Origin of the sequence: Kribbella sp. NPDC003505 (assembly GCF_040610875.1) — a bacterium.
Classification (GTDB): domain Bacteria; phylum Actinomycetota; class Actinomycetes; order Propionibacteriales; family Kribbellaceae; genus Kribbella.
Genome location: NZ_JBEXNA010000003.1, coordinates 622,142 through 648,483 on the forward strand (window position 1 = coordinate 622,142; position 26,342 = coordinate 648,483).

Consider the following 26,342-nt stretch of genomic DNA (forward strand, 5'->3'; position numbering starts at 1 on the left):
GGCGTCTGCCGATCGCCCGCCGCATTACCTGAGTCCGAAGGCGCGGACGATCGTTTGGCTGATGCCGCCGCCGTTGCGTTGCTTGGCCGTGACGCGCACCGACACGTGGCTGGCCCGCGGCGGGGCCTGCAGCCGCGTCTCCCAGCTGCCCTTGCTCTCCTTCAGTTGCAGCCGTTGCCACGTAGCCCCGTCGTCGTACGAGACCTCCAGCCCGACCGAGACCACCGCGTCCTGCCGAGCACTGCTGCCCAACACCACCGGCTTGACGGCGAAGACCGAGTTCCGCTTCGCCCGCCCTGCCGCGTCGACGTCCACGCCGTAGTCGAGCTGGGCCAGCGGCAGCGGCTGGTTCTCCGCCTCCCCGGACGTGAAGGTCCACTCGGTGTGGGTGCTCGTCGAGTACGGCGTCAGCTCGGCGTTCCCGACAGTGTCGGCCACCAACCGGTACGGCCGCTTCTCCGGCGCCAGGTCGCCCACGCCGAAGTCCGGCCGCGGGCCGTTCCCGACCAGCTTCTCCTCGCCCTGGTACAGCGCGAAGCTGCGGGTCATCAGCGAGTCGCCGCTGTGCGCGGACCCGCCGTCGCCGAACCCGGCGATCATGCCGCCCATCGCGTTGCCGACCCGGTGCGGGAGCTCGAACTCGAGCATCCGCGGCCGGACGATCGGACCGAACCACCGCTGGCTCTGCACACTGCGCGGCTGGTAGCTCGTGATGTCCGTGAACGTCGCCCAGCCGTTGATCGAGGCGTACTGCTGCCACTTCGCGCCCGCCGACACCCAGTCCGTCCGGCGCCCCACAGCGGGCTTCGCCGGGAACCGCGGTACCCGGATCGACCCGAACACGGCGTACGGAAAGGCGGCCGGGAAGTACTCGTACGCCGGGCTGTCCTCGCGGCTCTCCAGGACCTGCTGCCCGTTCGGGGGAGCGAAGTCGTTCTCGATCCGGGCGAGGCTGCCGGGGTCCGTGGCCGCGGACGGGTCGTCCGGGACCATGCCCTGGTGGTAGTCGACCAGGTCGTACAGGTACGACGGCACCGGGTTGGCCGCGACGGTCAGCTCGGTCCGGCGCGTGCTGAGCTTCTTGATCAGCGCCTCGCCGTCGTCGAGGGTGAGCGACGCCGTCGGGATCGGGCCGAGGGTCCGGCCGTCGGCTCCGCCGTACCAGTCGTTGTAGCGGCCGATGCCGTCGTTGACCACGAACAGCATGGCGGCGCCGGCGGCGTGCGCCGCGGCGGCCCGGTCCGCGGGCGGTACGTCGATGCTGTTGCGGACGACGACCGCCTTGCCGCGCGCGGCAAGACCGGCGTACTCGGCGGGCGTGCCGGTGCCGGCGAAGACAGCCGTGACGCGCGTCGTGCCGGCGCGGAACGCCGGGGAGCCGGGCTGGACGAGCAGCGAGTCGTCGAGGGTGCGGCCGTCGTAGCTGATCGTCAGCGGTGTCTGCTCGGCCCGGAACCGGGTGGTCAGCACGAAGCTGCCGGTGCGGACCTTGTCTTTCGTCGGCAGCGCCCAGAAGCTGTCGTACTCCGGCGGCGGCATGAAGATCTCGTGCAGCGCCGCCCTGTCGTCGGGGGTGGGCTGCGCCGAGGTGAAGGACCGGAAGAGGTCGAACCTGCTCGTGGTGACGGTCGTCGGCTCGGGCGTGTCGACCTTGATCGGACGGCTCTGCGACGCGTCCAGCACGACGGTCCGGTCTGCAGTCAGGTCGACCTCCGGCGCCGTCAGGAAGGCCAGACCGAGTGAGTGCGGGCCGTTGCTGCCGGGCACGTCCAGGGTCGAGACGATCGTGTACGAACCGGGCGCCCAGCGGCTGGTGAGCTTGCCGTCCGTGGCCCACAGCATGGTGGACTTCCCGTCCGCGCCGGTGACCTCGACTTCACCGCTGACAGGCTTGCCGGTCTGGTCCTTCAGCTGGACGTTCAGGTTGTACTTCTTCGGCTCGACAGCCAGCCCGACGGCCGTGTGCACAGTGCCGGTCGAGGAGGTCGCGATGACCTGGGCGGCGTACTGCCCGGGAGCCAGGCCGTTCGGGTCGGCAGTGAAACCGACCGCGGCGGTGCCCTGCGCCGGCACTGTCACCTGGGTCGCGGCGAGGCGGAAGATCCCGACGCGGTCGGTGCACAGCTGCAGCGTGAGCGGCTGGTCCGTGGTGTTGCGGTAGCTGATCTGCCGCTCGACCGGCGTCCGGTCCGGCTTCGGCGACCACTGGACGAGCCCGGCGTCGACCGATCCGGTGGCGGTGAGCTGGCCGTGCAGCGAGGCCGCCGCGACGTCGACGCGTCCGGTCCCCGCCTGGTACGGCGTGTATGCCGGCGTCAGCTTGCTGGTGCTCATCAGCGCGTCCTTGAGCTGCTGCCCGGTCCAGTCCGGGTGCTGCGCGGCGAGCAGGACGGCCGCGCCGGCGACGTGCGGAGCCGCCATCGACGTACCGCTGTCGGTCCGGTAGTAGCCCTCGCCGCCGTCGTTCGTGTACTGCGACCGCGCGGCCAGCACGTCGACGCCGGGTGCGGTCAGGTCGGGCTTGAGGCCGTCGTCCATCAGCCGCGGGCCGACGCTGGAGAAGTCGGCCAGCTGGTCCGAACCGTCCACCGCGCCGACGGTCAGGGCGGCGTCCGCCGTACCCGGTGAGCTGACGCTGTACGGACTGCTCCCCGAGTTGCCCGCGGCGATCACGAACAGGGCACCGGTCTCGGCGCTCAGCTCGTTCACGGCCTGACTCAGCGGATCGTCCTGGGTGTGCCAGGCCGGCGTCCCCAGGCTCATGTTGATCACCTTGGCGTGCTCGGTCCGCGCCGCCCACTCCATCCCGGCGATGATGCCGGAGATCGGGCCGGAGCCGCTGTCGCCGAGCACCTTGCCCACGATCAGCTCGGCGTCCGGTGCGACGCCACGCTCCTTGCCGTCCGAGGCCGCGCCGGTGCCGGCAACGGTCGACGCGGTGTGCGTGCCGTGACCGTTGCGGTCGATGACGTCCTCACCGGCCACGAAGCTCTTGGTCGCCACGATCCGCGACGCCAGGTCCGGGTGCCCTAGGTCCACACCGGAGTCCAGGACCGCGACCCGCACGCCCGTGCCGGTCACGCCTGCTGCCCACGCCGCGGGCGCGCCGATCTGCGTGGTGGTGTCCGCGAGCATCGTTCGCGCCTTGCTGTCCAGCCAGACCTTGCCGATCCCCGCCGCGAACGAGGGCGCCGCGGCGGTGCTCGCCTTCGCCCGCGGGCCGCTTTGCCCGGTCAGCGACGACCAGAGCGCGGACGCCTCCGCCTTCTCGGCCTTGACGGCCGCCCCGTCGACCGACGGCAGGTCGAGCGTGGTAGTCGTGCCCGGCAGCGCCGAGCGACGCGCGGACTTGGCAGCCACGCCGGTGACAACCAGCGGGAGGACCTTGCTCCGGGCGTTGTCGTAGCCCTGGGCCACCAACTCGCTGACGTTGAACAGCTGTTTGTCGAGCTGTCCGGTCGCCAGGTACGGCATCGCGGCGCCGGGGTAGACGTACGTGTCGCCGTTCTCGACGCTGACCCGCACCGGTCCCGTCGACCGCGGAGCGCGTTCGACGGCCTGCACGGACACGGCGCGGCCGGGCCCGGGCGCGACCGTGACCTTGTCGCCGGTGATGAGCGTCAGGTCGAGAGGTGTCCTGCCTGCCGCGGCCGCGTCGGCGGCGGTGGGGAGCGGTGGGGGAGGTTCGGCGCCGGCCGTCGTCGGAGTGGCAAGACCGACGACTAGGAGAAACGCGGCGCCCGGCACGAGCAGCCGACGGGCAGAAGAGCGCATGGTGTCCTCTCGGTGGTCTGGAGTGACGGAATCTGATCAGCACCGCGGACAGATGTAAACGAATTGCCCTTTCTCGCCAGCAACGCCGCGATTTGGCAAAAATGGGCACACAGCCGGGTCTGCTGCAGCGGGCGTTCCTCCCACAGAAGCCAGCGGGGCGACACCGGGCAATCGAGTCCGCTGAGCTGATCACGGCCGGCAGTTCAGAGTCGAGGCGCTCTCGCGCGACGGTTCCGCACGGCGTCAGTTGGGCTTCTTGAGCCCGATCCGGGTCAGATCGAGGTAACCACCGGAATTCGGGTCAGCGACCGCGTTGTCGACGTTGGATCCGACGACGTACACGTTGAGGTCCTGAACGGTTGGCACGAGTGGGGCCGTCTTCATGATCTCTACGTACAGGTCGGCCAGCCCGTCTTCCAGCCTCCGCCTGTCGGTCTCCGCCGCGAGCGCGGCCATCCGGTGCCAACCTGCGGTGCTGCGGCTGTAGTTGTTCTGCGCGGGCTTGTTCGGGGCGGTCGCGTCCGCTCCGAACACCGGCGGCACGATGGTCGACAGCGTCGGCCAGTCGTAGCACCAGCCGGAGGTGATCAGGTCGGTCGCCGCGGAGTCGTTCTGTTGGGTCGAGAAGTAGTTCTCGCCCGGAATCGTCCGGATGTGGACGTTGACGCCGATCGCCTTCCAGGACGCCTGCGCGGCCTCGGCCACCTTGACCGCCAGCCCCTTGTTGCCGGTACCCAGGACCAGTTCCTCGCCCTTGTAGCCGGCCTCGGTCAGCAGCCGTTTCGCCGTGGCCTGATCACCCTCCGGGGGAACCTTGAAGAACTCCTCCGGCTTGTAGCCGTCCAGCTCCTGCGGAATGATCGAGTCGATCACCGCCGCGAGCTGCTCGCCACCCTGTGCGTCGCGGTAGCTGGTCCGGTCCAGACCGTAGTACAGCGCCTCGCGCAGCTTCTGGTTCTTGAGCAGCGGCTTCTGCTCGTTGAACGCGATGTAGCGACGGCAGATGTCGGCGGACTTGACCACGCGGTCCTTCACGTCCGCCTGGTTGGCCTTGGCGATGTTCTGCGGCTGCAGCCCGGTCAAGGTGATCGAGCTCTTGTCCGCGGTGCCGTCGGCGATCAGCCGCTGGTCGACAAGGGCCGGATCGTCACCGAACTTGAAGACGAACTTGTCCGGACGGGCGGTTCGCAGCGGGTCGGTCGCCTGGTCCCACTGGTCGTTGCGGACCAGAGTCAGGTTCTTCTTGCGGATGTAGGTCTCGATCTTGTACGGGCCGGTGGAGACCGGGTGGTTGTCGTACTGGGTCTTGGTGTCGTTGGCCGGCGGCACCGGTGAGAAGATCTTCATGCTCGTCGTGCCCGCAAAGCTGTTGACCGGCTGGTTCAGCTTGAACACGATCGTCTTGTCGTCGGGCACTTCGATCGCGGTGCAGCCCTTGCCGCCGTTGTTGCCCGCGACATACGGACCCTTGTAGCCAGGGCAGTTCAGGTACGCCTTGCCGTACGGCGCCCCCTCGGGCAGGTCGGCAGAGAACGAGCGCTCCACGCCGTACTTGACGTCCGCCGCCTTGATCGGCGTGCCGTTCTCGTACTTGATGCCGTCCTTGAGCTTGAAGGTCCAGGTCTTCAGATCGGGCGATGACTCCCAGCTTGCCGCCATGTCCGGCTCGAGCACGATCTTCTTGGACTTGGTGTCGTAGCGGTAGTCCGTCAGCGTTCGGGTGATGAGCTTGCCAATCATGCCGGCGCCGGCGGCGAAGTTCCGCCCGGGATCGAGATGCTCCACGTCGTTGATGGAGTAGACCGTCATCGTGCCGCCCTTCGCGCCCCCGGAGCCCTGGGGGGTGACATCGGAGCCGGTGCCCGGGTCGTCGCTCTCACACCCGACGAGCAATGTCGCCAGTACCAAGCTGACGATCGCCGACCTCACTCGCTTGGAATCAGCCATGCTCATCCTCCGTTCGAAGCCTCGGCGGCGCACCGCAGCTGCCTCGGACCACATCGCCAGTCATCCATGCACGCATAACCAGTGGCGACGCAACGAACAGGCGACGGTCGGCGAGGCGGTCGATCAGTATGTTGATCAATGAGCAGCACGCGATCCGGGCCGTCGGCGCATGCATCCCGCTATGGCGGCGCAGCGAGCCCAGCTCACCGCCCCGGACGACCCCCGCCACACCGTGCAACAGCACCGCACGGCCGTCCGATCGGGCCACGTTGCCGCATCTCCATGTCCAGAAGCGCCCGAATCCGACCAGCAAGCCGAGACGAGGCTGCCCCCCTGCTGCCCCCATATGCCCCAGTGTGCGCCCGCCAGCCGCCTGGCGCGACAGGCTTGAGACGACAGGCCCAAGTTGGGCAGATAGCGATCGGCTTCAGCTGCGGTGACCGCAGGTGACCGCCCCGCCACGTGGTGACAGGGCCAGGCACGAGGTCCTTGCTCCAGACCGGCCGAGGCGCCGAATCGTGCCCTCGGCGGATCCGGTTGGATCCCACGAAGGCGGCTCCGGTGACGGTGGCTCCGGCGAGTGCCCCAGCCGCGACCCGGGTCAGGTCGACTTGACGGCTGATGAACAACACGACCGCTGTTGATACACACCGTGCCACGATGGAGAGATGGAGGAAGCTAGCGACCTGCTGGAGGCGCAACGACGCCAAGCGCTCCAACGTCTTGCAAGCCTGACGGGCGACTTTCACGAGGTGGTCGCCGCCTCACGAGACTCCAACGCCGACGACGAACACGACCCCGAGGGCGCGACGATCGCCTTCGAGAGATCACAGGTCACGTCGCTGGCGCAACAAGTCCAAGAGCAGTTGGCAGAGATCGAGGCAGCGTTCGACCGACTGTCAGCCGGCACCTACGGCATTTGTCAACGGTGTGCCCAACCCATCGCCCCAGCCCGCCTGCAAGCCAGACCCGCAGCCCGTACCTGCATCACCTGTGCCCAGCTCAGGACCACGTGAAGTGAACCTCGAGTGAGACCTCGAGTTTGGTGTCCCCTGGGGTGATGTGGATTTCGGATTCGAACCCAGCCTTGGCGTTCAGAGCCTGTTCATGGAAGCCGTGGTGGCTGTAGGTCTCCGAGATCCCGGTGACCGCGCCGAGGTCGCGCCCGGCCAGTTCGGCCAACTCCTCGGCCTTCTCCTGCGCCTGCCGAAAGGCCAGTGCCCGAGCTTCCTTCAACAGCGCGGATTTGTCGCCGACGTCGAACCGGACGGCGTGCAGGTCGAGACTGTTTCCGGCCGCCTCCACAGCCACGTTGAGCAACCGCCCGAAGCCGAGCAGGTCCCGGCTCGTCACGGTCAGCAGATGCGCCGCGCCGTACGTCAGCGGCCGCCCCGGCTCCCGGTAGTGCTGGGAGACCTCGACTTCTGTGGTCCTGATCGCGGATGTGTCCACACCTTCGGCCTGCAGAGCTGCCATGACGGCATCGGTACGCTCGGCTACCTCGGCGACAGCGGTCGCCACATCCTCGGCCTGGTAACCAACCGCCAACGACATCCGCAACACATCGGGCGGCGCACTGGCCTGCCCCGATCCCACAACTGTTATCCCTGCGTCCATGTCGGCAGTGTGCCACTGGCCACAGCGCCTTGATGACGGCGTCGGCAGAGCTTTGGTTGTTCGGCCAGGATGGGATCATCAAGGGTGTCTCAGGCTGATGTGCCGATGGTTAGGGTCGCGGGCCCGCACGTGAAGATCGCTGCTGCGTCGCGATCGTGGATCGTGTTGTCCTGGCGCAGGCGCGCGAGCCGAAGCAGTTCGGCGGAGCACTCGAGGCCGTCCGCGTGGCCCGGCAGTGTTGTGCCGGCCGGGATGCCGTGTTTGGCTCGATGCGACCGGGCGGCGTGCAGCAGGCGACGCAGCTGGTCCGCCTCGGCTTCGGCCTCCGAGTCGAGCCGTTCGGGACGGGCAGCCGGCCATGCGTGTGCGTCGAGGGCATCCTGGCACGAGCCCCCGGTGTCGGCGAGGGATTCCCACAGCTGCTCGGTGAGGTACGGCGCGATCGGGTGAAGCAGAAGGAGGAGCTCTGCCAGCGTCGCGGCGAGCGTGGCGCGCGAGCCGGGGTCGTGGCGGAGCGAGGGCTTGCGGGCCTCGAGGTACAGGTCGGACAGGTCGTCGTACATGAACCGGGCCAGCGCATCGGTGGCGCCGGCCAGGTCCAGCTCCTTGAACCCGGCGGTTGCGAGGGCCCGGGTCCGTTCCAGGCGCGACGCCAGCCACCGATCCAGAGGGTGTGGGGGCTCCTGCCGTTCCGGGGGAGTGCCTTCGGGGAGATGGATGCCGTACGCCGTGCTGAGCCGCGCGATGCTCCACAGCTTTTTCAGCAGCGCAAGGGCGCCGGCGAGGTCGGTGCGGCCGAACGACAGGTCGGCGCCGGGTCGCGCGCGGCGGCACAACGCAAGGCGCAGTGCGTCGGTTCCGAACTCGTCGGCGTAGTCGAGCGGGTCGATGGTGTTCCCGAACGAGGTCGACATCTTCTTGCCGTGCTTAGTGCGGATCATGCCGTGCAGATAAAGCCGCTTGAACGGTGCGGTGCCGGTCAGGTGCGTGCACAGCATCGTCATTCGGATCGCCCAAAAGAAGAGCAGGTCTGACCCGGTGATGAGCAGGTCGTTCGGGTAGTAGCGCGCCAGGTCCTCGGTCGTCTCGGGCCAGCCGAGGGTCGACAGCGGCCACAGTCCCGAGGAGAACCAGGTGTCGAGGGTGTCCTCGTCCTGCGTCCAGCCGGCCGGGATTGCCTCGTCCGGCCCGAACGAACGCGCCTGGCCGTCGGCGCCGTACCAGATGGGGATCCGGTGCCCCCACCATAGCTGCCGCGACAGGCACCAGTCGCGCATCTCGTCGAGCCACCGCAGGTACTCCGTCGCCAACTCGGGCGGATCAATGCGAAACTGCCCGGATTCGAACGCGAACCGCGCGGAGGCGGCCAGCGTCGCGGTCGCGAGGTACCACTGCGGCGTGGAACGGATCTCGATCCTCGACGAGCACCGGGTGCAGCTGCGGCCGCCCGCGGTCTCGGTGGTCTCGATGTCGGACAAGCCGGTCTGGCAGCCGGTGCACCACAACGTGTCTCGTTCGGCGCGGTAGATCAATCCCTGCCGGAACAGGCGACTGAACGCCGCATGGGTCGCGCGAGCCGGGCCGGGATCCAGGGTGTACGTGGACCGGCCCCAGTCCGGGGACATGCCGAGGCGTCGCATCTGCGAAGCGATCGTTTCGCCGATCGTGTCGCGCCAGGCGCGGGTTCGAGCGATGAACGCATCTCGGCCGAGCTCCTGCCGACTCGTGCCCTCGGCGGCCAGCTGCCGTTCTATCAACGCCTGTGTGGCGATGCCGGCGTGGTCGGTGCCCGGCAGCCACAGAGTCTCGGCACCCAGCATCCGTCGGTGCCGGATGAACGCGTCGGAGATGGCGTGCTCGTACGCGTGGCCGAGGTGCAGGCCGCCGGTGATGTTCAGCGGCGGCAGGATCATCGCGAAACGTTCGGCTGCCGGGCGTGGCCGGAACAGGCCCGCTCGCTCCCAGGCGGCGTAACGGTCTGCGTCGCGGGCGAAGTGGTGCGCAGGGGTGTAATGGGCGTCGATGGTGGACATCGCGGTCTCCCAGGATGGGTCGTCGTGGGCGCCGCGGACGGACTTGTCCGGGGCGTACGGAGGCGCCCTCGCCGTGAGGCGGGGGCTACCGTACGACGACGCGACCGCCGGGCAGGCAGAATCCACCGAGAAGCGGGGCAGCCTGGCTGGTCATGACATCTACTGTGACCGATCCATCCCAAGATGCAACAGGTTTCCGTGGCAGAGCAGCTGAGCCCTCCTGTCGACCAGGTTCGCCTTTGCCGATTCGGGAGACTGTCGCGTCCGCGTAGCGGGGCCGGCGAGGACGGCAAGACCGGGTGTCCGACAGGTGTCGTTAACGGTCAGGCCCCCTGCGAATCATTGCTGGCCCGGTCGTATGTCCCACGGGTGAAGTCGTAGTACACCCGCGACCCCGACAGAATGCACCTTGAGCCACCCGGGCCGCCCGCCGGTGTACCGCGTGCCCGCGCCTTTCACCACTCAGGCGTCGATGCCCGTTGCGGCCGGGAGTACGTCGTACCACTCCTGCGCCTCGGCCAGGTCACCGGCGACGGGGGAGACCTGGAGCGGTGGTGTATCAACCGAATCGGTGCCCACCGGTCAACCGCTCCGATTGAAGTTGGTGGCCAACGACTGTCACAGGCCGCGCCGGGAGCGTCTCGCCAGCATGGTCTTTCTGCTGACTACGGTGGGCTTTTCCTGCTCCCTGACTTAGGAGAACTCGTGACGCTGCCAGCCCCCGTCCAGGACCTGTGCGACCGCTTCCTGGTGCTGGCCGAGCAGGAGCTCCCCACAGGGCTGCTGACCGGGCTCTATCTCCATGGTGGGGTGGTCTTCGGCGAGTGGGCGCCGCGGGAGTCCGACGTCGACTTCGCCGCTACGCTCGCCCACCGGCCGGAGCCGGCGGAGGTGGAGGCGCTGCGGGGCGTCCACGCGCAGATGGTGGCATATTCCTCGATCCGGTTCGACGGGCCGCACCTGCTCGCCGCCGACCTGGCATGCGACCCGCGCACGCTGCCTCCGTTGCCGGAGATGATCCCCACCAGGAAACTCGAGGTTCTCACCTCGCCGTCGCGGATGATCACGTGGCACGAACTGGCCAAGGCCGGGATCACGGTCGCCGGTCCGGAGCTGTCCACTCTTCAGATCTGGACCGACAAGCAGGCGCTGCATGACTACACCGTGGACAACCTCGACACCTACTGGCGCAGCAACGCCGAAGGCCTGGCCCGGGCAACCGCCGCCGACCTCCCAACGGACCAGCGCGAGCGCGATTATCTGCTCACGCACTGCATCCTCGCTTCTGTGCGTCTGCACCACCTCTTGGTCACCGGCGAGATGACTGCGAAGTCCCGCGCCGGCCGCTGGGCACTGACCCACTACGACGAGCGCTGGCACCGGGTTCTGACCGAGGGCCTACGGCTACGCGACGCCACCGGCACTTCCGGCTACGCCGACCAGGCCGATCTACTCGCGGACGTCCGGGACTTCCTGGCGCACGTTGTGGAGACCGCCACAGGCAAGCCCGTGGCCCCGACCAACGCCTGATAACCCTCCATCTGGTTCGCGGCGAGCTAGCGCGCCCGGTCGACCTGCGCCTGAGGTTGCCTCATCGCCGGAGTTGCCTATCGGCCCGGTGATCGGGAGCGTCCGTCTGTGCCGACCGTGACCGCGGCACGCTTGATTTCAGGACGCGAGCAGCCACGCCAGGCGCCAACAGCGCCTGGGGAGGGTCTACCAGCCCGGCGACCCGGAGGAACGCCCGTCCGAGCTGGGGATCGTGTGCTGCGCCGGCGTGCAGTTTGGCCAGATATCCGTTGAGGAGCCGCATCTGCAGGCTGCGCTGACCAACGACGGCCGGGAAGGCCAGGTCGCCGCCGGTTGCCATGCTCCAGGGAAGGTCGACGACCCGGCCGATCTGGCGAAAGAACGTGACCGGCTGTGGCCTCGTGTGCTGCTGGACGTGGGCACGGAGGGCCAGTGCCTGCAGGGCCGCCATGCTCATGCCCTGGCCGTAGATCGGGTTGAACGTGCACACAGCATCGCCCATCACGAGGAGGCCGTCGGGAAACGTCGAGAGCCGTTCGTAGCGGTATCGCACGCTGGCGGGGTGGCGGAACGGGATGGGATCGTCGAGCGGTTCCGCGTCGCGCAGAACCTCGTTGATGTCTCGGAATTGCAGGGTGGCGGCGAAGTCTGCGAAGCCCACCGGATCGGTCGGCGGGTGGTCACCGAGGATTCCGTACAGGGTGACGAGCAAGCGGTCGTTCTCCATGGCCGCCATGGCTCCGCCCCGTGGATGATCAGGTGTCGCCGCGTTGAGGATCGCGAGGTCGCCGCCCAGCAATCCAGGGACGCGCCGGTAGGTGCGGCTGGCGTACCCGATCCCGATCTGGACCCGCTCGACGGGCGGACGCGGGTATCCGAGTTTCTCCAGCCATGCCGGCGTGCGTGAACCGCGGCCGGTTGCGTCGACCACCAGATCCGCGGTCAGGGTCTGCTCGGCGCTGCCGTCGACTCGCCGCACCACCCGCGCGCCGGTGACGCGGCCGCCGTCGGCCGTGCTGGTGAGTCCGGCGACATCGCACCGGTCCACGAACCGCACGGACGGCAGTGCGCGCACTCGTGCGCGCAGGCAGTGTTCGAGCAGTGGCCGGCTCGCCTGGAGCGCCAGCAAGCCTGAAGGGCCGGACCGCAATCGGTGACCACCGAAGCAGCATCGGACGTCCTTGAGCATGTCCCCGGCCGGTGCCCCGAGGTCGACCAGTTCGGCGGTGAGACCGTCGAAGAGTTGCTCCAGGGCTTGCTGGCCAGCAGCGAGCAGCCCGTGGATGTGCCGCGACTGCGGTACTCCGCGACGGTGCACTGCAGCCTGGGGGAGTTCGTCGCGTTCTACCACCACTACGTCGGCATAGGCCTCGGCAAGCACGCGTGCCGCCAAGAGACCTGCAATGCTCCCGCCGAGTACGACGACCCGGTCCCGCGGTGTTTCTTGCATCGCAACCTCCTCGGGTCTTTCTCCGGAGGTTGGTCCTGATGCTTGTTCACCTACCAGGTCAAGGAGTGCTCACTTCTGCTTGGTCTTGTCCGTACACCTCCTGATCCCAAAGCACCGAGATGATGCGGTTCATCCCTTGGGTCAGGTGGCGTCGGTAGGTGCTGAACGGGAGCCCGAGGGCGGCGGCTGCCGCCTCTTGGGTGGCAGCTGGGCGTAAGTAGGTTCGGTCGACCGCCCGCAGCAGCTTGTCGTCGCGGGGGTGGTGGGCGAGCGTGGCGGCAGCTTCTCGGAGGACGGATTCGAGGCCGGCCGCACCTGCCGCGGCGGTGCGGTCGGCGATCAGCCTGGTTCGGAGAAGTGGGTTGCGCGCGAGCAGATCGGGCCGCCGCAGATCCTTGAACCCTTGGCGTACGGCGGTCTCGAAGTCCGGATGGGATAGAACGAGGAGCGGCTGGGTGTGCTCTCGTGGCGCGGAATCGACGTCCTGCGTCAACGCGCGCTCTGCCCACAGTGCGGTCCAAGCGTCCACAGAGACCTTACGGAAGTCGTGTGCGAAGAGGCCGTAGTCCCGTTCGCCGACCGTGAAGTCTGCGCCCTCGGCGCGCGGGAGATCGGCTGCGGCGAAGTACGCGTTCCATTTGTCCGGCTCGGCCAGGGCGAGGAAATCCCAAGACAGGTTCGGTGTGGACAGCTGTTTCTGCAGAGTCAGGATCGGGGTGGCGTTCAGCGTGGCGGAAGGTCCTTGGTAGTTGTGCCGGTCGATCACGAATCGGCACAACGTGAGTGCCTCACCGCGCCGCGGTGGCGCGCTGCCGTGCGCGAAGCCCCAGGCGGCGCGAGCACCGGGATCGGCGTTGACGTCGTCCAGCGAGGCCCGGCTGAGCTCCAGGATCGCGAGCATCCCCAGGTTCTCGCCCTCGTGGTTGCGGATGACGAAGAAACCATCAGGCTGGCGGTCCAGCCAGCGCGCCGCGATGTCGGCCGACTGCCTGCCCTCCCAGACCCGAACCAGCTCGAGGATCGCCCCAGCGTCCTCGGGTCGGGCAGGTTGTGGGTAGTACTCCCCCCACGAGCCCCACTCCACCGGTGACATCGCCGTCCGCACCTGTCGGAACAGGAATTTCAGGTCGAAGATCGCCCGCTGCTATGCTCGCCCGGCGTTCGTTCTCAGCGCCGCCAGGCTGTGCTCGCGGGTCCGGTGAAAGACGTGCTTGTAGCTGTCGAAATCACGCCATCGCAGGTCGGCGTCGAGAACGTCACGAGCCAGGTCGTGCGGCGCCAGGCCGTCCGGACGGAGCTCGACGAAGGACAGCTCCCGCAGCCAGGTGAACACGTCGCGTACGTCGTTCTCCCCGAGCACGTGCCGCAGCAGCGCCTCGTTGGTGCAACGGGCCACCGCACAGGTCTCCAGGGCACGACGATGCCGATGGTCGGGCACTGTGTCCACGAAGTGCGGTATCAGCGCCTCCACCAGGTCGAGGGGCAGCACGTGGGAATCCACCTCAGCGCCCCGTGCAACCACATCGGTCAACAGCGCCAAACCGAGTGGATGCCCGTAGGTGAGGCGCACGATCCGATCGTGCAGGGCTGGGTCAAGGCCCGCTTTGCGGAGGAAGGCATGGCTGTCATCGGGGCTGAGATTGCGCAACGACACCACACGCAGCAGCCCTCCCCACGCCGGATCGGCCATCCACGCCCGGGTCGGCTGGTCCCGGCCTGCGATGACTGTGATCGCCGAGGCGTGCAGCCGAGGAAGGAGCCGCGTGCGGAACCAGTCATCGAGTGGCGCCAGCTGCTCATAGGCATCGACCAGCAGCACGAGCCGTCCACCGTCCTCCGACGGGCAGATAGGACCGTCGTCAGCCGGGATCGCCAGTGTCTCTGCGAGCACTTCAAGCACGCTCGCCGGCGAAGGATCCAGACCATGACCGTCGATCCGGGCGACGGTGGCCCCGGCATCGGCCGCGATCGCGCCGAGGACTTCAAGGAGGCTGGTCTTGCCGATACCACCGGGTCCATAGACATGGAGTACCGAGAACGGCGGTGCGACGGCGCTATCCAAGGCGGCGCGGAAGAGCCCGATCTCCGTCGCCCGGCCGACAAAGCGTCTGCGCCGGTGCTCTGTCAGTACATCACCGAGCGTCGCCGCGGGGCGCCCGTCCACGCCCGTCACAGTCCGACCATAGTGCGGATCAACCACACAGGACAGGGGTTGTCCTGGTGTTGCCAAGCTGATCTGCGAACCACTCGGCGGTTCCTCCGAGAAACTCGCCCGGACCGTCGCCTCCCGGCTCGCCGCGGACGGAGGCGACGGTCTTGCGCTGATTCAGCGCGGCAGCTTCGCCGCTGCCGTGCGGGCCAGCCTGTCGAAGCTTGGCGCCGACATGCCCGGACCGTAGCCGCTGAAGGCCAGGACCGAGACGGTGGTGCCCCGGAGCGTGATCGCGTACGGGAAACCACCGGCCTCGCTGCCCGGGTCACTCGGCAGCGGGTAGTCGTACCAGCGGATCACCCGGGTCGGGCCGGCCGCGCCCTTGACCACCCGGTTCTCGGTGATCTTCCGGGCGTGCGTCGGCGCCGGCTTGCTCGCGGTACAGCTCAGCACGGTCTTCACGATCGAGTAGTACGCAGCCTTGGCCGCGGCAGGGGTCCGGTACGCCGTCACGTGCTGGCGGCCGTAGCTCGCTATGTTGTCGCCGGTGTACGCGCGGGCCAGACGGGACGCCACATTCTTGCCCTCGGTCGAGTAGACGCCGCAGTACGTGCCCTGCAGCAGACCCCTGTCGATCTGCACTGACCACGGCACCTTTCGGTCGGCCTTTCTGACCTCGGCAACGGTGACCATGTGCTTCGCCCGGCTGAGAACTGTTCCGCTCGCGGCTGTAGCTGCCTGCCCTGAAGTCTGCTGGGCGTTCGCGGCCGGAAGATTGCCGTAAGCAACTGCCGCTAGTCCGACGGTGGTGAGTCCCGCCGCTGCCGCCTTCCAGCACTTGCGCAAATTCTTCATCGTCTCGATTCCCCCATTGTGTTCGCTTGGCTCTCCACAGCTATGGACAGCGTTCTGCCCCACTCGGTTGCCGGGAATCTGCGAAGCGACCACTCCGTGACAATCGTTCAGGACAACCGGGCTGCCGCCGCTGGGGCGCGTGAGGACTCCCTCGCGTTCACCAGCTTGCCCAAGGACGTGTGGACCCAGATCTGGTCCAACCCCGCCGAACCCTTGAACAAGGAAGTCCGGCGCCGCACCGACCCGGTCGGAATCTTCCCCACCGCGACGCCATCGTCCGCCTCGTCGAAGCCGTCCTGGCCGAACAAGCCGACGAAGGCGGAAGGATGCCGCTGCCTCGACGTCTTCGCCTGCTCAAGCCTGACCAGCCGCACCAACACCCAACCCGAGGTCACCGCGACCTCCCCGCGGCCGGAGGTCGGTACCCGAGCCCCTGCCGGCGAAAACCCTTCCAGACCGGAGAACCTGATCAGCGGGTCGCGCGGATGATCACCACGTCCTCCTCGTCGATATCGGCGGGGATCGTGCCCGTGGCCTGCTGAGCCCGCATCAGCGGACCCAACGGACCTCGAACCCGTTCGCGCACCTCGACGTCCGCCAGCCCGGCGAGCCGCAGCCGCCGCAGGGTGGCATCGATGCCGATGAGTGACGAGTGCACCAGCAGCAGTACCCCGCCGGGCCGCAGGTGCGCGGGTGCGGCGTCGCACAGGGCGTCGAGTACGAGCCGACCGTCGTGGCCCGCCTCCCATGCCCGGCTCGCGCCGTACCGGGGGAGGTCCGGCCGCGATGACGGCACGTACGGCGGGTTGCTCGCGATCAGGTCGAACCGTTCACCGGCGACCGGCGCGAACGTCCGGCCTCGAACAGTCCGGACCCGCAGGCGGTGCCGGGCCGCGTTCAGCCGGATCGTGAGCAACGCACGGCGGGACACGTCGACGGCCGTCGAGGTCGCGCCGCACCTCGCCGCGGTCAACGCGAGGACACCGCTGCCCGAGCACACATCGAGCGCGAGCCGCCCCGGACCGACTGCCTCCTCGCGGATGGCGTTGGCCAGCATCCACGAGTCCGAGATCGGGGCGAACACGCCCGGCAACGTCAGCAACTTCACCTGGTGAACCTCCGCCAGCACACATCACCGCGCCCCGGCTCCACTCTGAACCTGCCTTCCGGTACCCGCCACGCGAGCCTCAATCCGCGGCGACCTGTGGCACGGTCGCGTGTCCGGACGCCTGCGTCGTCGCACCATAGGCACATCCGGCAGAGGCACAGTGGGCTGGCGGTCGTTTCTCGGGATCGCGTCCCTGCCGGCGCCTGCAGACGGATTGTCGGCCTGACCTTGACGATGGGGTCGTGCTTGCCAGCACCCCTCTCTGCGTACTGACCTCGTCGGTCAAAGGCTTGGTCAGGTTTCAGCTTCACTGTTCGGCCAACCGTCTCCAAGTCCTGGTGCGAAGTGGTAGGCGGCACCGGCGACAGGCGGTGGTCGCCGCTGCGGGTTCTGCACACGATTTCGCACGGGGTTGTGTCGCGGTGTGGGTGGGACGGACGTTCGTGCGTCGGCCGATGTGGCGCGTCCGACCGTCGGGTGTGAGGTAAGCGCCGAACGGCGAGAGTTTCCGCGCTTGCGAGCGGGACTTTCGTAGTGGGCGTACTGTCAGAGGCCTGGAAGGAGGTGCCCGCTGCGTGAAACTGTTGACGATTGGCGGATCGGCTGGTGCGGTGCAAGCCATCCAGGAACTGGTGGGCGGCCTGCCCGCGGGTCTGGACGCCGCGGTGGTGGTCGCTATCCACATCTCGAGGTTCGCGGACAGCAGGCTGCCGGCGATTCTGTCCCGGTCCGGCCCGTTGCCGGCCGTACACGGCCGCGACGGCGAGCCGCTCCGCGCGGGCAGCATCGTGGTCGCGCCCCCCGACCGTCACGTGTTGGTCGACGGTGGCCTGGTCCAGCTGAGCAGCGGGCCGAGGGTGAACCGGCACCGGCCTTCGGTCGACGTGATGTTCGCGAGTGCGGCCCGCCGTGCCGGTCCCAGCACCGTCGCGGTGGTGCTGTCCGGGGTGCTCGACGACGGCGCGGTGGGCGCCGCGCTCGTGAGCCGGGCCGGTGGCCGGGTAGTGGTGGAGGATCCCGCCACGGCCGCGTGGCCGGGCATGCCACAGGCAGCTCTCGCCGCGGCTCCGGCCGCCGCCGTGCGGCCGCTTGCCGGGCTTGCGGCCGAGATAGTCGAGGCGATCGAGACGGTGCCGCACTGGCAGCCCGCGCCGCGCACAACCAAGTCCGAAGGAGCCCAAACGATGGGGATGGCCGACAGCGACGACCCCGGATTCCTCGCCGAGACCGAGAGCCGCCTGACCCGCCTGGTTTGCCCCGACTGCGACGGCTCGCTGGCCCAGGTAGACCTCGACCACATCAGCTACTTCCGCTGCCACGTGGGGCACCAGTTCTCCCCGCAGTCCCTGGCCGCTGCCCAGGCCGAGGCCTCCGAGACCAGACTGTGGGCCGCCGCGTCAGCGCTGGAGGAGCAGGCCGCGCTGCGCCGCCACCTCGCCTCAGCCGGTCAGGCCGAGCCGGGCGCCGAACAGCATCTGCGGGCCGCGGAGCGCGCGGCCGAACTGTCCGCACTGCTGCGCGACCACCTCGCGCCCGACTCCGACAGGCCGTAGCAGCAGCTGAGAGCGTTATGAAGAAGTTGCGCAAGGCAATGGATGCGGGATGGGATCCGGCGGAGCTGAGGGAGCAGTACAACGCGCCTGCCGCGGAGAAGCAATCAGCGAGGCGGCACTCTCGTCCACACCGAGCGAGAAGCTTCTGAGCCGCGCAGAGCTCGAGGGCTACGACGACGAACTCGGTGATGTCGCGAAGGCCCTAACGTCTGAATTCCAACTGGGAGTGTTCATGGATTGCCGCTGGGACGCATGGGTTCGTCTCGGCGGGGCCGACCGGTTCGAGCATGGTGGCGACCCGCTGGTCCTCGGCAATGTCACCGACGAGGCTCGGGCGGAGCCCATTGCCGACTTGCCGTCCGCGGCCACCGTCGAAACCTGAACCAACGGCAGCGGCGGCAGCGGGTGGGCGACGGGCTCGTCCGGTCCGAGCGCGCCCTCGCCAGTGTCGGGAACCGACGCCGCCAGGTACACCAGCGCCTTGACGTCGGGATCGCCGGCCGCCGCGTTGCTGATCACCGCACGTACGAGCGGCCCACCAACACGATGGGGCCATCGATGCTGTTCAGCCCGTCCTTGGTAGCAGCGTTATCGGTAGGCAGGCCCCGCAACGGGTTCGCCACTGCGCGCACCGGATAGCCGTCTCGGATCAGCTCGGTGATCACGTCGTTGAAGCCAGACGAATCGGCAAAGGCGCCGTGCACCAGCACGACTGTCGGCTTGGACGGCTTGGTGGCGGTCTCGGACACCGGGGTCTGCGCCGCGTATTGGATCGCAGTTCTGTGCCGAACAGGTCAAGGCAGAACGTTCTACCCTATAGTGATCATTCCCTCACACTCGTTGGATGGGACGTGGTACGTCGGACCCGGCCAGGCGAAACGCCGTACTCGCGGCTGGTCCGCGGAGACGTAGGCGGCGAGGGGGTCGACGAGAGGCCGCGTCGTCGGGTGGCGGTCGTAGTCCGGCGACACCAAGACGCCACGCGACGTGGAGATCCTGGCCGAGCTGCCCAGGACCTCCACGAGAAGGGTGCGCAAGCACGAGCTGCGCGAATACCTACGGGAAGGTGGCGCCGAGTAGGACGTGACCTCCTCACCATGGGTGCGCTGCACCCACGCGTCCGGCGCCGGCCCGCATTAGTGTCGTGAACGTGGACAGTGAGAACAAGCTCGGTGACTACCTGCGGGCCCGGCGGGCTCTGGTCCGGGTGCAGGACGTCGGTCTGCCCGACGTCGGCCCGCGGCGGGTCCCGGGGCTTCGTCGCGATGAAGTGGCGCTGCTCGCCGGGGTGAGTACGGATTACTACATGCGGCTGGAGCAGGGCCGGGAACGGCATCCGTCCGATCAGGTGCTGCGGTCGATCGCCAGTGCACTGCGGCTGGACGACGCCGAGGCGGCGCACCTGTTCCGGATCGGCCTGCCGGTGTTCGGGGCGGTTGCGGCAGCGCCGCTGATCGTTGCTCCCGAGCTGGTGCGGCTGCTGGACAGCATGCCGGACGTGCCTGCCTTCCTGGTCGGTGCGGCGCAGGACATCCTGGGGGCGAACGCGCTGGCCCGGGAGCTCTACCGCGGGTTCGCCCGATACGACAACCTGCTGCGGATGATCTTCCTGGACCCACACGCCAGGTCGTTCTACGGTGACTGGGACGCCGCGTCGCGGCTCGCGGTCAGCAACCTGCGGGCCTCGTCCTCGCAGTTCCCAGCTGACGAGCACATCGAGCGGGTCGTCGGTGAGCTGAGCTTGCGCAGTCCGGCCTTCGCAAACCTGTGGGCCCGCTACGAGGTGCGTCCACGCACACGCGAGCTGAAGCACTTCGTGCACCCGAAGGTGGGGGAGCTGCGGCTGCACTTCGAGACGCTGGCTGTCGCCAGCGCCCCCGGGCAGCACCTGTCCGTCTACAGTGCCGAGCCCGGCAGTGCCAGCCACGACGGCCTGGTCCTCCTGCGCCGGCTGGCCGAGCAGTCGGTCGCCGAATCCGAGAACCACGGCCAGGAGTCTGCTCTGGAGAAGGGCGACACCTGATCATGAACTCGCCCCTGGCCGACGACGCGGGTACGTACCAGATCGCCGGAAAGAAGATCGCCCGCCGCGGCTTCGGCGCCATCCGTCTCACCGGGCTCGGGGTCTGTGGCGAGCCCGAGAACCGCGCCGAGTGCATGCGCGTCGTACGGCGCGCCGTCGAGCTCGGCGTACAGCTCATCGACACGGCCGACTCCTACGGCCCGCACACCGAAGCTCCGCCGACGTACTGGACCACTGCACCCGGCACGGCATCGGCTTCATCCGTGGGCGCCGGTGACCGCGGGGGAGCTGGCTCGCCCCCGGGGGACTGGCCGACAACCTAGCGGCGGCGCACGACTCAACTCCGTCGGCTGTCGCGCCTTCGTGGCTGCTGCACCGCTCCGAGGTCGTCCTGCCCATTCCCGGTACGTCGAAGACTGCCTACCCAGAAGAGAACTTGAGCGCGGCCCGACTTCGCCTCAGCGAAGTGGAGCTGGCGGAGCTCGACGCGGCGGCGTAGTCGGCCTCCGCTCAACGACAAAGGAAGATCGACAACAATGACATCGGCCCGGACCTGGTTGGGCGTGGGCACCCTGCTCGGCGGCACACTGCTGCCGCCGCTGGATTTCTTCATCGTCAACCTCGCCATCCCAGCTATCCAGGACGACCTCGGTGGAGGTGACATCCTCGGCCAGCAGGTGGTGGCCAGTTACGCTGCCACCTACGCGGTGATGCTCACCCTCGGAGGACGGCTCGGCGATCTGTACGGACGACGGCGGGCTTTCGTCGTCGGACTCGTCGGATTCGCCCTGGCCTCACTGCTGTGCGGGGCAGCCGGCGAACCCTGGCTGCTCCTCATCGGGCGCGTGCTGCAGGGCTTCAGTGCCGCGCTGCTGGCACCACAGTCGCTGGCCCTCATCCGCGCAGGTCTCGACGGCCGCGACCAGACGATCGCGCTCGGCTTGCACGGTGCGACCTTCGGGCTGGCCGCGGTCATCGGCCAATCGCTGGGCGGGCTCCTCGTCACCGCCGACCTCTGGGGCTTGGGCTGGCGGGCGATCTTCCTCATCAACCTGCCCGTCGCCGCGCTGGCCCTACTGGGCAGCCTGTTCCTGCCCGACCCTCGAACCCGGGGCGAGGCGAAACTCGACTGGCGCGGCGCGATCCTGCTCTTCGCCGGCCTCGCCGGGGTCGTCGTACCGCTGGTCGAGGGGCGCGCGCTGGGTTGGCCCTGGTGGTGTTTCGCCGTCCTGGTTGCCGCGGCAGGTTTGCTGCACGGGTTCTGGCGCTATGAGACGGCGCTCGACGGCCACCGGCGCCGCGGCCGCGTGATGCCCCTGGTACCACCCGGCGCGCTCACCGCGCCTGGAGTTCGGATCGCGCTCGCGGCGGTTGCCCTGTTCTACTCGATCGCCTCGTTCTTCCTCGTCTTCTCCGAACACGAGCAGGCCGCCGGGCGTACGCCGCTGCAGGCCAGTATGGACATCCTGCCGCTGGGCATCGGGTTCCTGATCGGCCCGCTGACCGTGCCGCACCTCGTACGGATACTGCCGCGCCGGATCGCCGCGATCGGCTTGGGGCTGGAAACCCTCGGCTTCCTGGTTTTCGCTGGACTCGTCGCCGGGTTCGGCCAAACGCCCTGGAGCGCCGCACCGCTGGCCCTCATCGGTTTCGGCCAAGGCCTCGCACTGCCTTCGCTGATCCGCATCACGGTCATCCACATCCCGCGGGCGTTCGCCGGCCTGGCCAGCGGTCTGGTCAACGCGACTCTGCAGATCAGCGCCGCGTTGTCGGTCGCGGTCATCGGTGGCGTCTACTACACCGCCACCGGCGCGTTCGGTTCGGCTCATGCCATCACCGCGGTGTCGGTCTTTATCGCCACACTGCTGCTCGGCTCCGCTGTGCTGTCCCTACGAGCCGAACGCGTCCCGCAGTTGGAGATGGACGGCACACCTGAACTTCGAATGCAGGCAAGCCATTCCTTGCGGTGAGTCGGACATCGGCGGGCGGGTCGGACCCCGCCTCGGCGGCAGGTCGCTACTTTGCAGGCTGCAAGGACGTGGTTGTCGACGACGAGGAATCTCGTGGTGGCGATGAATTCCGCCAGGTTTGGGCGGCCCTGGCGGACTCAGCGCAGCGCTTTGGCGGTTCCACATTCCGGTGCCGGTCGTGGACACCGATGGGTGGCCGAGCAGTGTCTCCACCACCTCGGCCTTCACCTCGCCGCGGAGCATCGCTTTACGGCGCTGCGGATTCGAAGGTGGACGAGGCCTGGCAGGTGCTGCTGTGCACCGCCTACGGGCCCTGACGCCACGACGGACAGGGCGGCCTATCCGCCGAGACGATGCGTGCGTTGGCCGGTGTCCCGGTCGATGCTGCCGACGTAGAGGAGGTACCCGAGGTCGCAGCTGTGCTAAGCCTGCTGGGCAACGCGATGCCCGAATGGCCGTTGCCCTATGCAAGCACCGACTCGGTGATCGTAGCTGTGCCGAGTTTGGATGCGAACCAGGCCGGCCTCAACGCCCCGCGGGTTGCGGCATGTCCGGATGGCGCTCTCGTTCCGGCGCTGGGCCTTGCTCGACGCCGCTGTGAGCCGGGAGGTCGCGGACTCTGTCGCGCGTACGGCGTACGCACGATTGCGGCCGCCGCTAGAGCGCACGAGGTCGATGCCCTACGAGGCAGCCATTCGACTGCTTCTTGATTTGATCGACGCTCAGGATGCTTTGCTCGCGACGAACGAAAGTTCCTGCTCGGCAAATGGCTTGCAGAGGCCCAGACCTGGGGACGTGGCGAGGGGGAGGAGGGCTCGGCGAGGTGCGCGCCACCCTCGTTGGCGGTACGACGAAGCCCTTCGCTGGTACGTCCATGCTGACCGCCGGAGCCGGGCGCGCGTGACGGACGCAGACAAGCCGAGCGGTGACCCTCGCGCGGCGGCCACTGTCCTTGAGCTGGCCGAGCGAGTCTCACAGTGACGTCGCCCGGCCAGTGACCCGCGGATGCTAGAAGCGCAGCCGGCACCCTGCAGTTCGCCGAACAACTGCACCAGCAGTTGCTCCCGCCTCCTGGCGAGCCGCGAGTATGAAGCAGGGATGTCCTACGCCTGCTCGATGTCCGAGAACAGACCCTTGAACGGGACCTCCGTGCCGATGAGCGTGCCGAACAGATCGGCGGCGGCGGGTGTCGTGACCGCGGCGGAGGCGTCGGCATAGTTGTCGAAGTAGAGGTCGAGCGTGCGGTACGCCGGGGTGGCGGTGCCGTCTTCCTTCGGCCACACCTTGGCGGACTCCAGCCGCTGGAGCTTCGGGAGCTTCTCAGCGGCCTGCTTGAGGTCAGCGTAGGCGCGCTCGAACTCGTCGGGGTTCGCGGGGTTGTCGATGACCAGCGTGATCTTGGTTGGCATGAGGTTCTCCTTGCCGGGTGGACGTCCGAGCCACCATGGTGGAACGAACGTTCTGTCACATCGACAGTAAGGGAGATGGCTGGCCGCGGTCAAGACCGATCGTTCTATCTCTTTGTGTGGTGTTGCGCGGTGCTAGAGGGTTGACTCGTTCGACCGGCGCTCCGCATTGATGCGCAGGAGTCCTTCGATGCCACGGAGAAAGGTGTCGGCCACCAGGTCGGGGTCGAACAGGCAGCCGGCTGCCATCGCGCCGTCGCGCAGCATCACGAAGTGGCGCGCGGCCGAGTCTGCCGTTTCCTGGTGAACCTTGGCCATCATCGTGGTCAGTGTGTCCAGGAACCACTGCCGGTGGGCAATGATCTCCTGGTGGACGGGGTCATCGGTGGCGGGATACTCCGCCGCAGCGTTCAGGAACGCGCAGCCGCGGAACCCGGGGGATTGGATGCCTTGGGCGATCGAGCCTGCGATGGCCAGGAGCGCGTCGACGGGTGACGCGTTGTCAGCGATCGCTGCATCGACCGTGGTGCGCTCCATCGCGTGGACCTGGCGCAGGTAGCTGAGGACGAGGTCCTCCTTGCCCGGGAAGTGCCGGTAGAAGGTGGCCCGGGTCACCTGCGCCTCGGCGATGAGTCGATCGACGCCGACTGAATGGATGCCCTCGGTGTAGAAGATCTTGGTCGCCGCGGCGAGCAGTCGCTGCCTCGCCTCGGAGGGCCGGGTTCCCTTTTCGGCTGTGGTCATACCCGCCATCCTAGCGATAGAACGTTCGGTCTTCTAGAGCAGCGATCAGCAGCGCCTGCGAAGGTAGAACGTTCTGTCTTGACAGGCTATGGAGCTCGCGACATGCTGTGTGTACGGAACGTTCGGTCTACTTCGTCCGATGGTTCCGTCCCACATCACTCGAGAGGATCATCGTGAGCACCGTTGAATCACCTGCCGTCGGAGGCGTCGCAGCGGCACTGCGCCGGCTGTACTTCGTCAGGTTCGCCTTCGCTGTCGTCTGGGCGATCCTGCTGTTCACCACCAAGTCGGACCTGGGGCCGCTCGGCGTCGTTCTGGTCGTCCTGTACCCGCTGTTCGACGTCGCCGCCGCGGTCGTCGACGCCCGGTCGTCCCAGGGCGCTCGCTCGGTCCGCGGCCTGTACGTGAACATCGCGATCAGCCTGATCGCCACCATCGGCCTGGCGATCGCCAGCGGCTCCGGTGTGCCGGCGGTCCTGCGGGTCTGGGGCGCCTGGGCGATCGCCGCCGGGCTGGTCCAGTTGATCGTGGCCCTCGGCCGTCGCTCGATGGGCGGGCAGTGGCCGATGATCCTGAGCGGTGGCTTGTCCGTGCTCGCCGGCGCGTCGTTTGTCGCCGGTGCCTCCGCGGAGGACCCGAAGCTGACCAACATCGCCGGCTACGCGACTCTCGGCGGCATCTTCTTCCTCGTCTCGGCGATCCGGCTCGGCCGCGCCGCGAAGGGGAACTGACATGACCACCACCTACGACGTCGTCATCATCGGCGCGGGACCCGTCGGGGAGAATGTCGCCGACCGTCTCGTGCAGGGCGGCCTGACCGCCGCCATCGTGGAGCGAGAACTGGTCGGAGGCGAGTGCTCCTACTGGGCCTGCATGCCCACCAAGGCGTTGTTGCGCAGCGCGGCGGCGCTCCGGGCGGCCCGGCAGGTGCCCGGCGCGCGGGAAGCCGTGACTGGTGACCTGGACGTGGCCGCGGTGCTCGGCCGTCGCGACTCCTTCGCGTCGAACTGGCAGGACGACGGACAGGCGTCGTGGCTGGAGTCGGTGGGTGTTCCGCTGTACCGCGGTCACGGCCGGATCAGCTCCGGCCGCGTCGTCGAGGTGACGGCGGGCGACGGTTCGACGACGACGCTGACCGCGCGGCACGCCGTGGTCGTCTCGACCGGGAGCAGTGCGCTGGTCCCGGACATCGAAGGGCTCCGCGCGGCGGCGCCGTGGACCAGCCGGGAAGCGGTTGCGGCCAAGGAGGTTCCGGGCCGGCTCGCCATCATCGGTGGCGGGGTGGTGGCCTCGGAGATGGCAACCGCCTTCGGTGATCTGGGGTCGTCGGTGACGATGCTGGCGCGTGACGGCGTACTGCACCTCGCTGAGCCGTTCGTGGGGGAGCGGGTGGCGGGTTCGCTGCGGGACAAGGGTGTCTCGGTGCGGATCGGGGCCGAGGCCGGTTCGGTGAAACGCAACGACGACGGCACGGTCTCCATCACGCTGGTCGACGGCGAGCAGATCGACGCCGACGAATTGCTGGTCGCGATCGGCCGCACCCCGAACACCCAGGACCTCGGCTTGGAGACCGTCGGCCTGACCCCGGGTTCGTGGCTGACTGTCGACGACACGATGCGGGTCGTCGGGCCGGACGCCGCACCGCTTGGCGACGGATGGCTGTACGCCGCCGGTGACGTCAACCGCCGGGTCCTGCTCACGCACCAAGGCAAGTACCAGGCCCGCGCCGTAGGCGATGTCATCGTGGCGCGCGTGAAGGGCGAGCCGGTCGAAGACGAGCGGTGGGGCCGGCACGCGGCGACCGCCGACGAGCGCGCGGTGCCGCAGGTGGTGTTCACCGATCCGGAGGTCGCCTCGGTCGGACTGACCGTGGCTGCCGCCGAGGCGGCGGGGCTTCGGATCCGGGCCGTCGACTACGACCTGGGCGCCACCGCCGGATCCTCGCTGCACGCCGAGGGGTACCAGGGCCACGCCCGGATGGTCGTCGACGAGGACCGCAAGGTGATCGTCGGCTTCACGCTGGTCGGGCCGGACGTCGGGGAAATGGTGCATGCGGCAACGATCGCCATCGTCGGCGAGGTCCCGCTGGACCGGCTCTGGCACGCGGTCCCGGCGTTCCCCACCGTCAGCGAGGTCTGGCTGCGGCTGCTGGAAGCCTACGGCCGCTGACCCGTCCCCAC

22 protein-coding genes and 1 pseudogene are annotated in these 26,342 nt (G+C 68.4%); 11 read left to right on the top strand and 12 right to left on the bottom strand.

Annotation, left to right across the window (positions count from 1 at the left end):
- Window positions 1-24 precede the first annotated feature (24 nt).
- Window positions 25-3,774: a S8 family serine peptidase gene (locus ABZX12_RS11935; protein WP_355692317.1), complete on the bottom strand. Its 3,750-nt coding sequence runs from the start codon at window positions 3,772-3,774 to the stop codon at window positions 25-27.
- 243 nt (window positions 3,775-4,017) lie between these two features.
- A complete protein-coding gene (locus tag ABZX12_RS11940; RefSeq protein WP_355692319.1) occupies window positions 4,018-5,721 on the bottom strand; it encodes an ABC transporter substrate-binding protein in 1,704 nt (567 codons plus the stop codon).
- A gap of 668 nt (window positions 5,722-6,389) precedes the next feature.
- On the opposite strand from ABZX12_RS11940, the gene ABZX12_RS11945 reads away from it, so the two are divergent.
- On the top strand, window positions 6,390-6,737 hold the full coding sequence (locus ABZX12_RS11945; RefSeq protein WP_355692321.1) for a TraR/DksA C4-type zinc finger protein: 348 nt from the start codon (window positions 6,390-6,392) through the stop codon (window positions 6,735-6,737).
- On the opposite strand, the gene ABZX12_RS11950 is transcribed toward ABZX12_RS11945, so the two are convergent.
- Window positions 6,724-7,338 (bottom strand): SIMPL domain-containing protein, encoded by a 615-nt coding sequence (locus ABZX12_RS11950; RefSeq protein WP_355692323.1) that lies wholly within the window; start codon window positions 7,336-7,338, stop codon window positions 6,724-6,726. The genes ABZX12_RS11945 and ABZX12_RS11950 overlap by 14 nt on opposite strands.
- An 89-nt stretch (window positions 7,339-7,427) precedes the next feature.
- Window positions 7,428-9,371, bottom strand: a complete 1,944-nt coding sequence (locus ABZX12_RS11955) for a class I tRNA ligase family protein (protein WP_355692324.1) — start codon at window positions 9,369-9,371, stop codon at window positions 7,428-7,430.
- A gap of 705 nt (window positions 9,372-10,076) precedes the next feature.
- Between ABZX12_RS11955 and ABZX12_RS11960 the strand changes: the two genes are divergently transcribed.
- Entirely contained in the window at window positions 10,077-10,901 is an 825-nt protein-coding gene (locus ABZX12_RS11960) for an aminoglycoside adenylyltransferase domain-containing protein (protein ID WP_355692326.1), read from the top strand.
- A 61-nt stretch (window positions 10,902-10,962) separates the two neighbouring features.
- Here the strand turns inward: ABZX12_RS11960 and ABZX12_RS11965 are convergent, their stop codons facing one another.
- From ABZX12_RS11965 to ABZX12_RS11980, 4 genes are all read right to left on the bottom strand, one after another.
- Window positions 10,963-12,351, bottom strand: coding sequence for an FAD-dependent monooxygenase (locus tag ABZX12_RS11965; RefSeq protein ID WP_355692328.1), 1,389 nt, complete (start codon window positions 12,349-12,351; stop codon window positions 10,963-10,965).
- Between the two features lie 58 nt (window positions 12,352-12,409).
- The gene (locus ABZX12_RS11970; RefSeq protein ID WP_355692330.1) at window positions 12,410-13,444 is read right to left on the bottom strand and encodes a hypothetical protein; all 1,035 of its coding nucleotides are present in this window, start codon (window positions 13,442-13,444) and stop codon (window positions 12,410-12,412) included.
- Window positions 13,445-13,495: 51 nt separating this feature from the next.
- Window positions 13,496-14,524 carry an ATP-binding protein gene (locus ABZX12_RS11975; protein WP_355692331.1) on the bottom strand — a complete coding sequence of 343 codons (1,029 nt, stop codon included), beginning with the start codon at window positions 14,522-14,524 and terminating at the stop codon, window positions 13,496-13,498.
- 153 nt (window positions 14,525-14,677) lie between these two features.
- Complete coding sequence (locus ABZX12_RS11980) at window positions 14,678-15,145, bottom strand: hypothetical protein (RefSeq protein ID WP_355692333.1); 468 nt, start codon at window positions 15,143-15,145, stop codon at window positions 14,678-14,680.
- A gap of 348 nt (window positions 15,146-15,493) precedes the next feature.
- Here ABZX12_RS11980 and ABZX12_RS11985 point away from each other — a divergent pair.
- Window positions 15,494-15,847: pseudogene (locus tag ABZX12_RS11985) on the top strand (transposase); the annotation flags it as partial.
- Here ABZX12_RS11985 and ABZX12_RS11990 read toward each other — a convergent pair.
- Window positions 15,828-16,466 (bottom strand): methyltransferase, encoded by a 639-nt coding sequence (locus tag ABZX12_RS11990; RefSeq protein WP_355692335.1) that lies wholly within the window; start codon window positions 16,464-16,466, stop codon window positions 15,828-15,830. The pseudogene ABZX12_RS11985 and the gene ABZX12_RS11990 overlap by 20 nt on opposite strands.
- Window positions 16,467-17,041: 575 nt before the next feature.
- On the opposite strand from ABZX12_RS11990, the gene ABZX12_RS11995 reads away from it, so the two are divergent.
- On the top strand, window positions 17,042-18,019 hold the full coding sequence (locus ABZX12_RS11995) for a chemotaxis protein CheB (protein ID WP_355692337.1): 978 nt from the start codon (window positions 17,042-17,044) through the stop codon (window positions 18,017-18,019).
- A gap of 49 nt (window positions 18,020-18,068) precedes the next feature.
- The gene (locus ABZX12_RS12000) at window positions 18,069-18,401 is read left to right on the top strand and encodes a hypothetical protein (protein WP_355692339.1); all 333 of its coding nucleotides are present in this window, start codon (window positions 18,069-18,071) and stop codon (window positions 18,399-18,401) included.
- A gap of 133 nt (window positions 18,402-18,534) precedes the next feature.
- Here ABZX12_RS12000 and ABZX12_RS12005 read toward each other — a convergent pair whose 3' ends face one another.
- Window positions 18,535-18,768, bottom strand: coding sequence for a hypothetical protein (locus ABZX12_RS12005; RefSeq protein ID WP_355692341.1), 234 nt, complete (start codon window positions 18,766-18,768; stop codon window positions 18,535-18,537).
- Window positions 18,769-19,169: 401 nt separating this feature from the next.
- Between ABZX12_RS12005 and ABZX12_RS12010 the strand changes: the two genes are divergently transcribed.
- The 4 genes from ABZX12_RS12010 to ABZX12_RS12025 are packed head-to-tail and all read left to right on the top strand — an operon-like array spanning window position 19,170 to window position 22,012.
- On the top strand, window positions 19,170-20,042 hold the full coding sequence (locus ABZX12_RS12010; protein ID WP_355692342.1) for a helix-turn-helix transcriptional regulator: 873 nt from the start codon (window positions 19,170-19,172) through the stop codon (window positions 20,040-20,042).
- Between the two features lie 2 nt (window positions 20,043-20,044).
- Window positions 20,045-20,365, top strand: coding sequence for an aldo/keto reductase (locus ABZX12_RS12015; protein ID WP_355692344.1), 321 nt, complete (start codon window positions 20,045-20,047; stop codon window positions 20,363-20,365).
- Window positions 20,366-20,412: 47 nt separating this feature from the next.
- Window positions 20,413-20,541: a hypothetical protein gene (locus tag ABZX12_RS12020; protein ID WP_355692850.1), complete on the top strand. Its 129-nt coding sequence runs from the start codon at window positions 20,413-20,415 to the stop codon at window positions 20,539-20,541.
- A gap of 37 nt (window positions 20,542-20,578) precedes the next feature.
- Entirely contained in the window at window positions 20,579-22,012 is a 1,434-nt protein-coding gene (locus ABZX12_RS12025) for an MFS transporter (protein ID WP_355692345.1), read from the top strand.
- A 1,103-nt stretch (window positions 22,013-23,115) separates the two neighbouring features.
- Here the strand turns inward: ABZX12_RS12025 and ABZX12_RS12030 are convergent.
- Both ABZX12_RS12030 and ABZX12_RS12035 read right to left on the bottom strand, forming a co-directional pair.
- Window positions 23,116-23,421 carry a hypothetical protein gene (locus ABZX12_RS12030; protein WP_355692347.1) on the bottom strand — a complete coding sequence of 102 codons (306 nt, stop codon included), beginning with the start codon at window positions 23,419-23,421 and terminating at the stop codon, window positions 23,116-23,118.
- Window positions 23,422-23,553: 132 nt separating this feature from the next.
- A complete protein-coding gene (locus ABZX12_RS12035) occupies window positions 23,554-24,162 on the bottom strand; it encodes a TetR/AcrR family transcriptional regulator (protein WP_355692348.1) in 609 nt (202 codons plus the stop codon).
- 173 nt (window positions 24,163-24,335) lie between these two features.
- Here ABZX12_RS12035 and ABZX12_RS12040 point away from each other — a divergent pair, with 173 nt between their 5' ends.
- Both ABZX12_RS12040 and ABZX12_RS12045 read left to right on the top strand, forming a co-directional pair.
- The gene (locus tag ABZX12_RS12040) at window positions 24,336-24,893 is read left to right on the top strand and encodes a hypothetical protein (protein WP_355692350.1); all 558 of its coding nucleotides are present in this window, start codon (window positions 24,336-24,338) and stop codon (window positions 24,891-24,893) included.
- A gap of 1 nt (window position 24,894) precedes the next feature.
- Window positions 24,895-26,331, top strand: a complete 1,437-nt coding sequence (locus ABZX12_RS12045) for an NAD(P)/FAD-dependent oxidoreductase (protein ID WP_355692352.1) — start codon at window positions 24,895-24,897, stop codon at window positions 26,329-26,331.
- The last annotated feature ends 11 nt before the right edge of the window (window positions 26,332-26,342 follow it).

What these genes read in the sequence shown, in the direction of transcription:
- ABZX12_RS11970 (WP_355692330.1), bottom strand. Translation starts at nt 13,444, where the DNA reads ATGTCACCGGTGGAGTGGGGCTCGTGGGGGGAGTACTACCCACAACCT.
- ABZX12_RS12045 (WP_355692352.1), top strand. Translation starts at nt 24,895, where the DNA reads ATGACCACCACCTACGACGTCGTCATCATCGGCGCGGGACCCGTCGGG.
- ABZX12_RS11965 (WP_355692328.1), bottom strand. Translation starts at nt 12,351, where the DNA reads ATGCAAGAAACACCGCGGGACCGGGTCGTCGTACTCGGCGGGAGCATT.
- ABZX12_RS11955 (WP_355692324.1), bottom strand. Translation starts at nt 9,371, where the DNA reads ATGTCCACCATCGACGCCCATTACACCCCTGCGCACCACTTCGCCCGC.
- ABZX12_RS11935 (WP_355692317.1), bottom strand. Translation starts at nt 3,774, where the DNA reads ATGCGCTCTTCTGCCCGTCGGCTGCTCGTGCCGGGCGCCGCGTTTCTC.
- ABZX12_RS11950 (WP_355692323.1), bottom strand. Translation starts at nt 7,338, where the DNA reads ATGGACGCAGGGATAACAGTTGTGGGATCGGGGCAGGCCAGTGCGCCG.
- ABZX12_RS12015 (WP_355692344.1), top strand. Translation starts at nt 20,045, where the DNA reads ATGAACTCGCCCCTGGCCGACGACGCGGGTACGTACCAGATCGCCGGA.
- ABZX12_RS12035 (WP_355692348.1), bottom strand. Translation starts at nt 24,162, where the DNA reads ATGACCACAGCCGAAAAGGGAACCCGGCCCTCCGAGGCGAGGCAGCGA.
- ABZX12_RS12000 (WP_355692339.1), top strand. Translation starts at nt 18,069, where the DNA reads ATGGGATCCGGCGGAGCTGAGGGAGCAGTACAACGCGCCTGCCGCGGA.
- ABZX12_RS12030 (WP_355692347.1), bottom strand. Translation starts at nt 23,421, where the DNA reads ATGCCAACCAAGATCACGCTGGTCATCGACAACCCCGCGAACCCCGAC.
- ABZX12_RS12025 (WP_355692345.1), top strand. Translation starts at nt 20,579, where the DNA reads ATGACATCGGCCCGGACCTGGTTGGGCGTGGGCACCCTGCTCGGCGGC.
- ABZX12_RS11940 (WP_355692319.1), bottom strand. Translation starts at nt 5,721, where the DNA reads ATGGCTGATTCCAAGCGAGTGAGGTCGGCGATCGTCAGCTTGGTACTG.
- ABZX12_RS11945 (WP_355692321.1), top strand. Translation starts at nt 6,390, where the DNA reads ATGGAGGAAGCTAGCGACCTGCTGGAGGCGCAACGACGCCAAGCGCTC.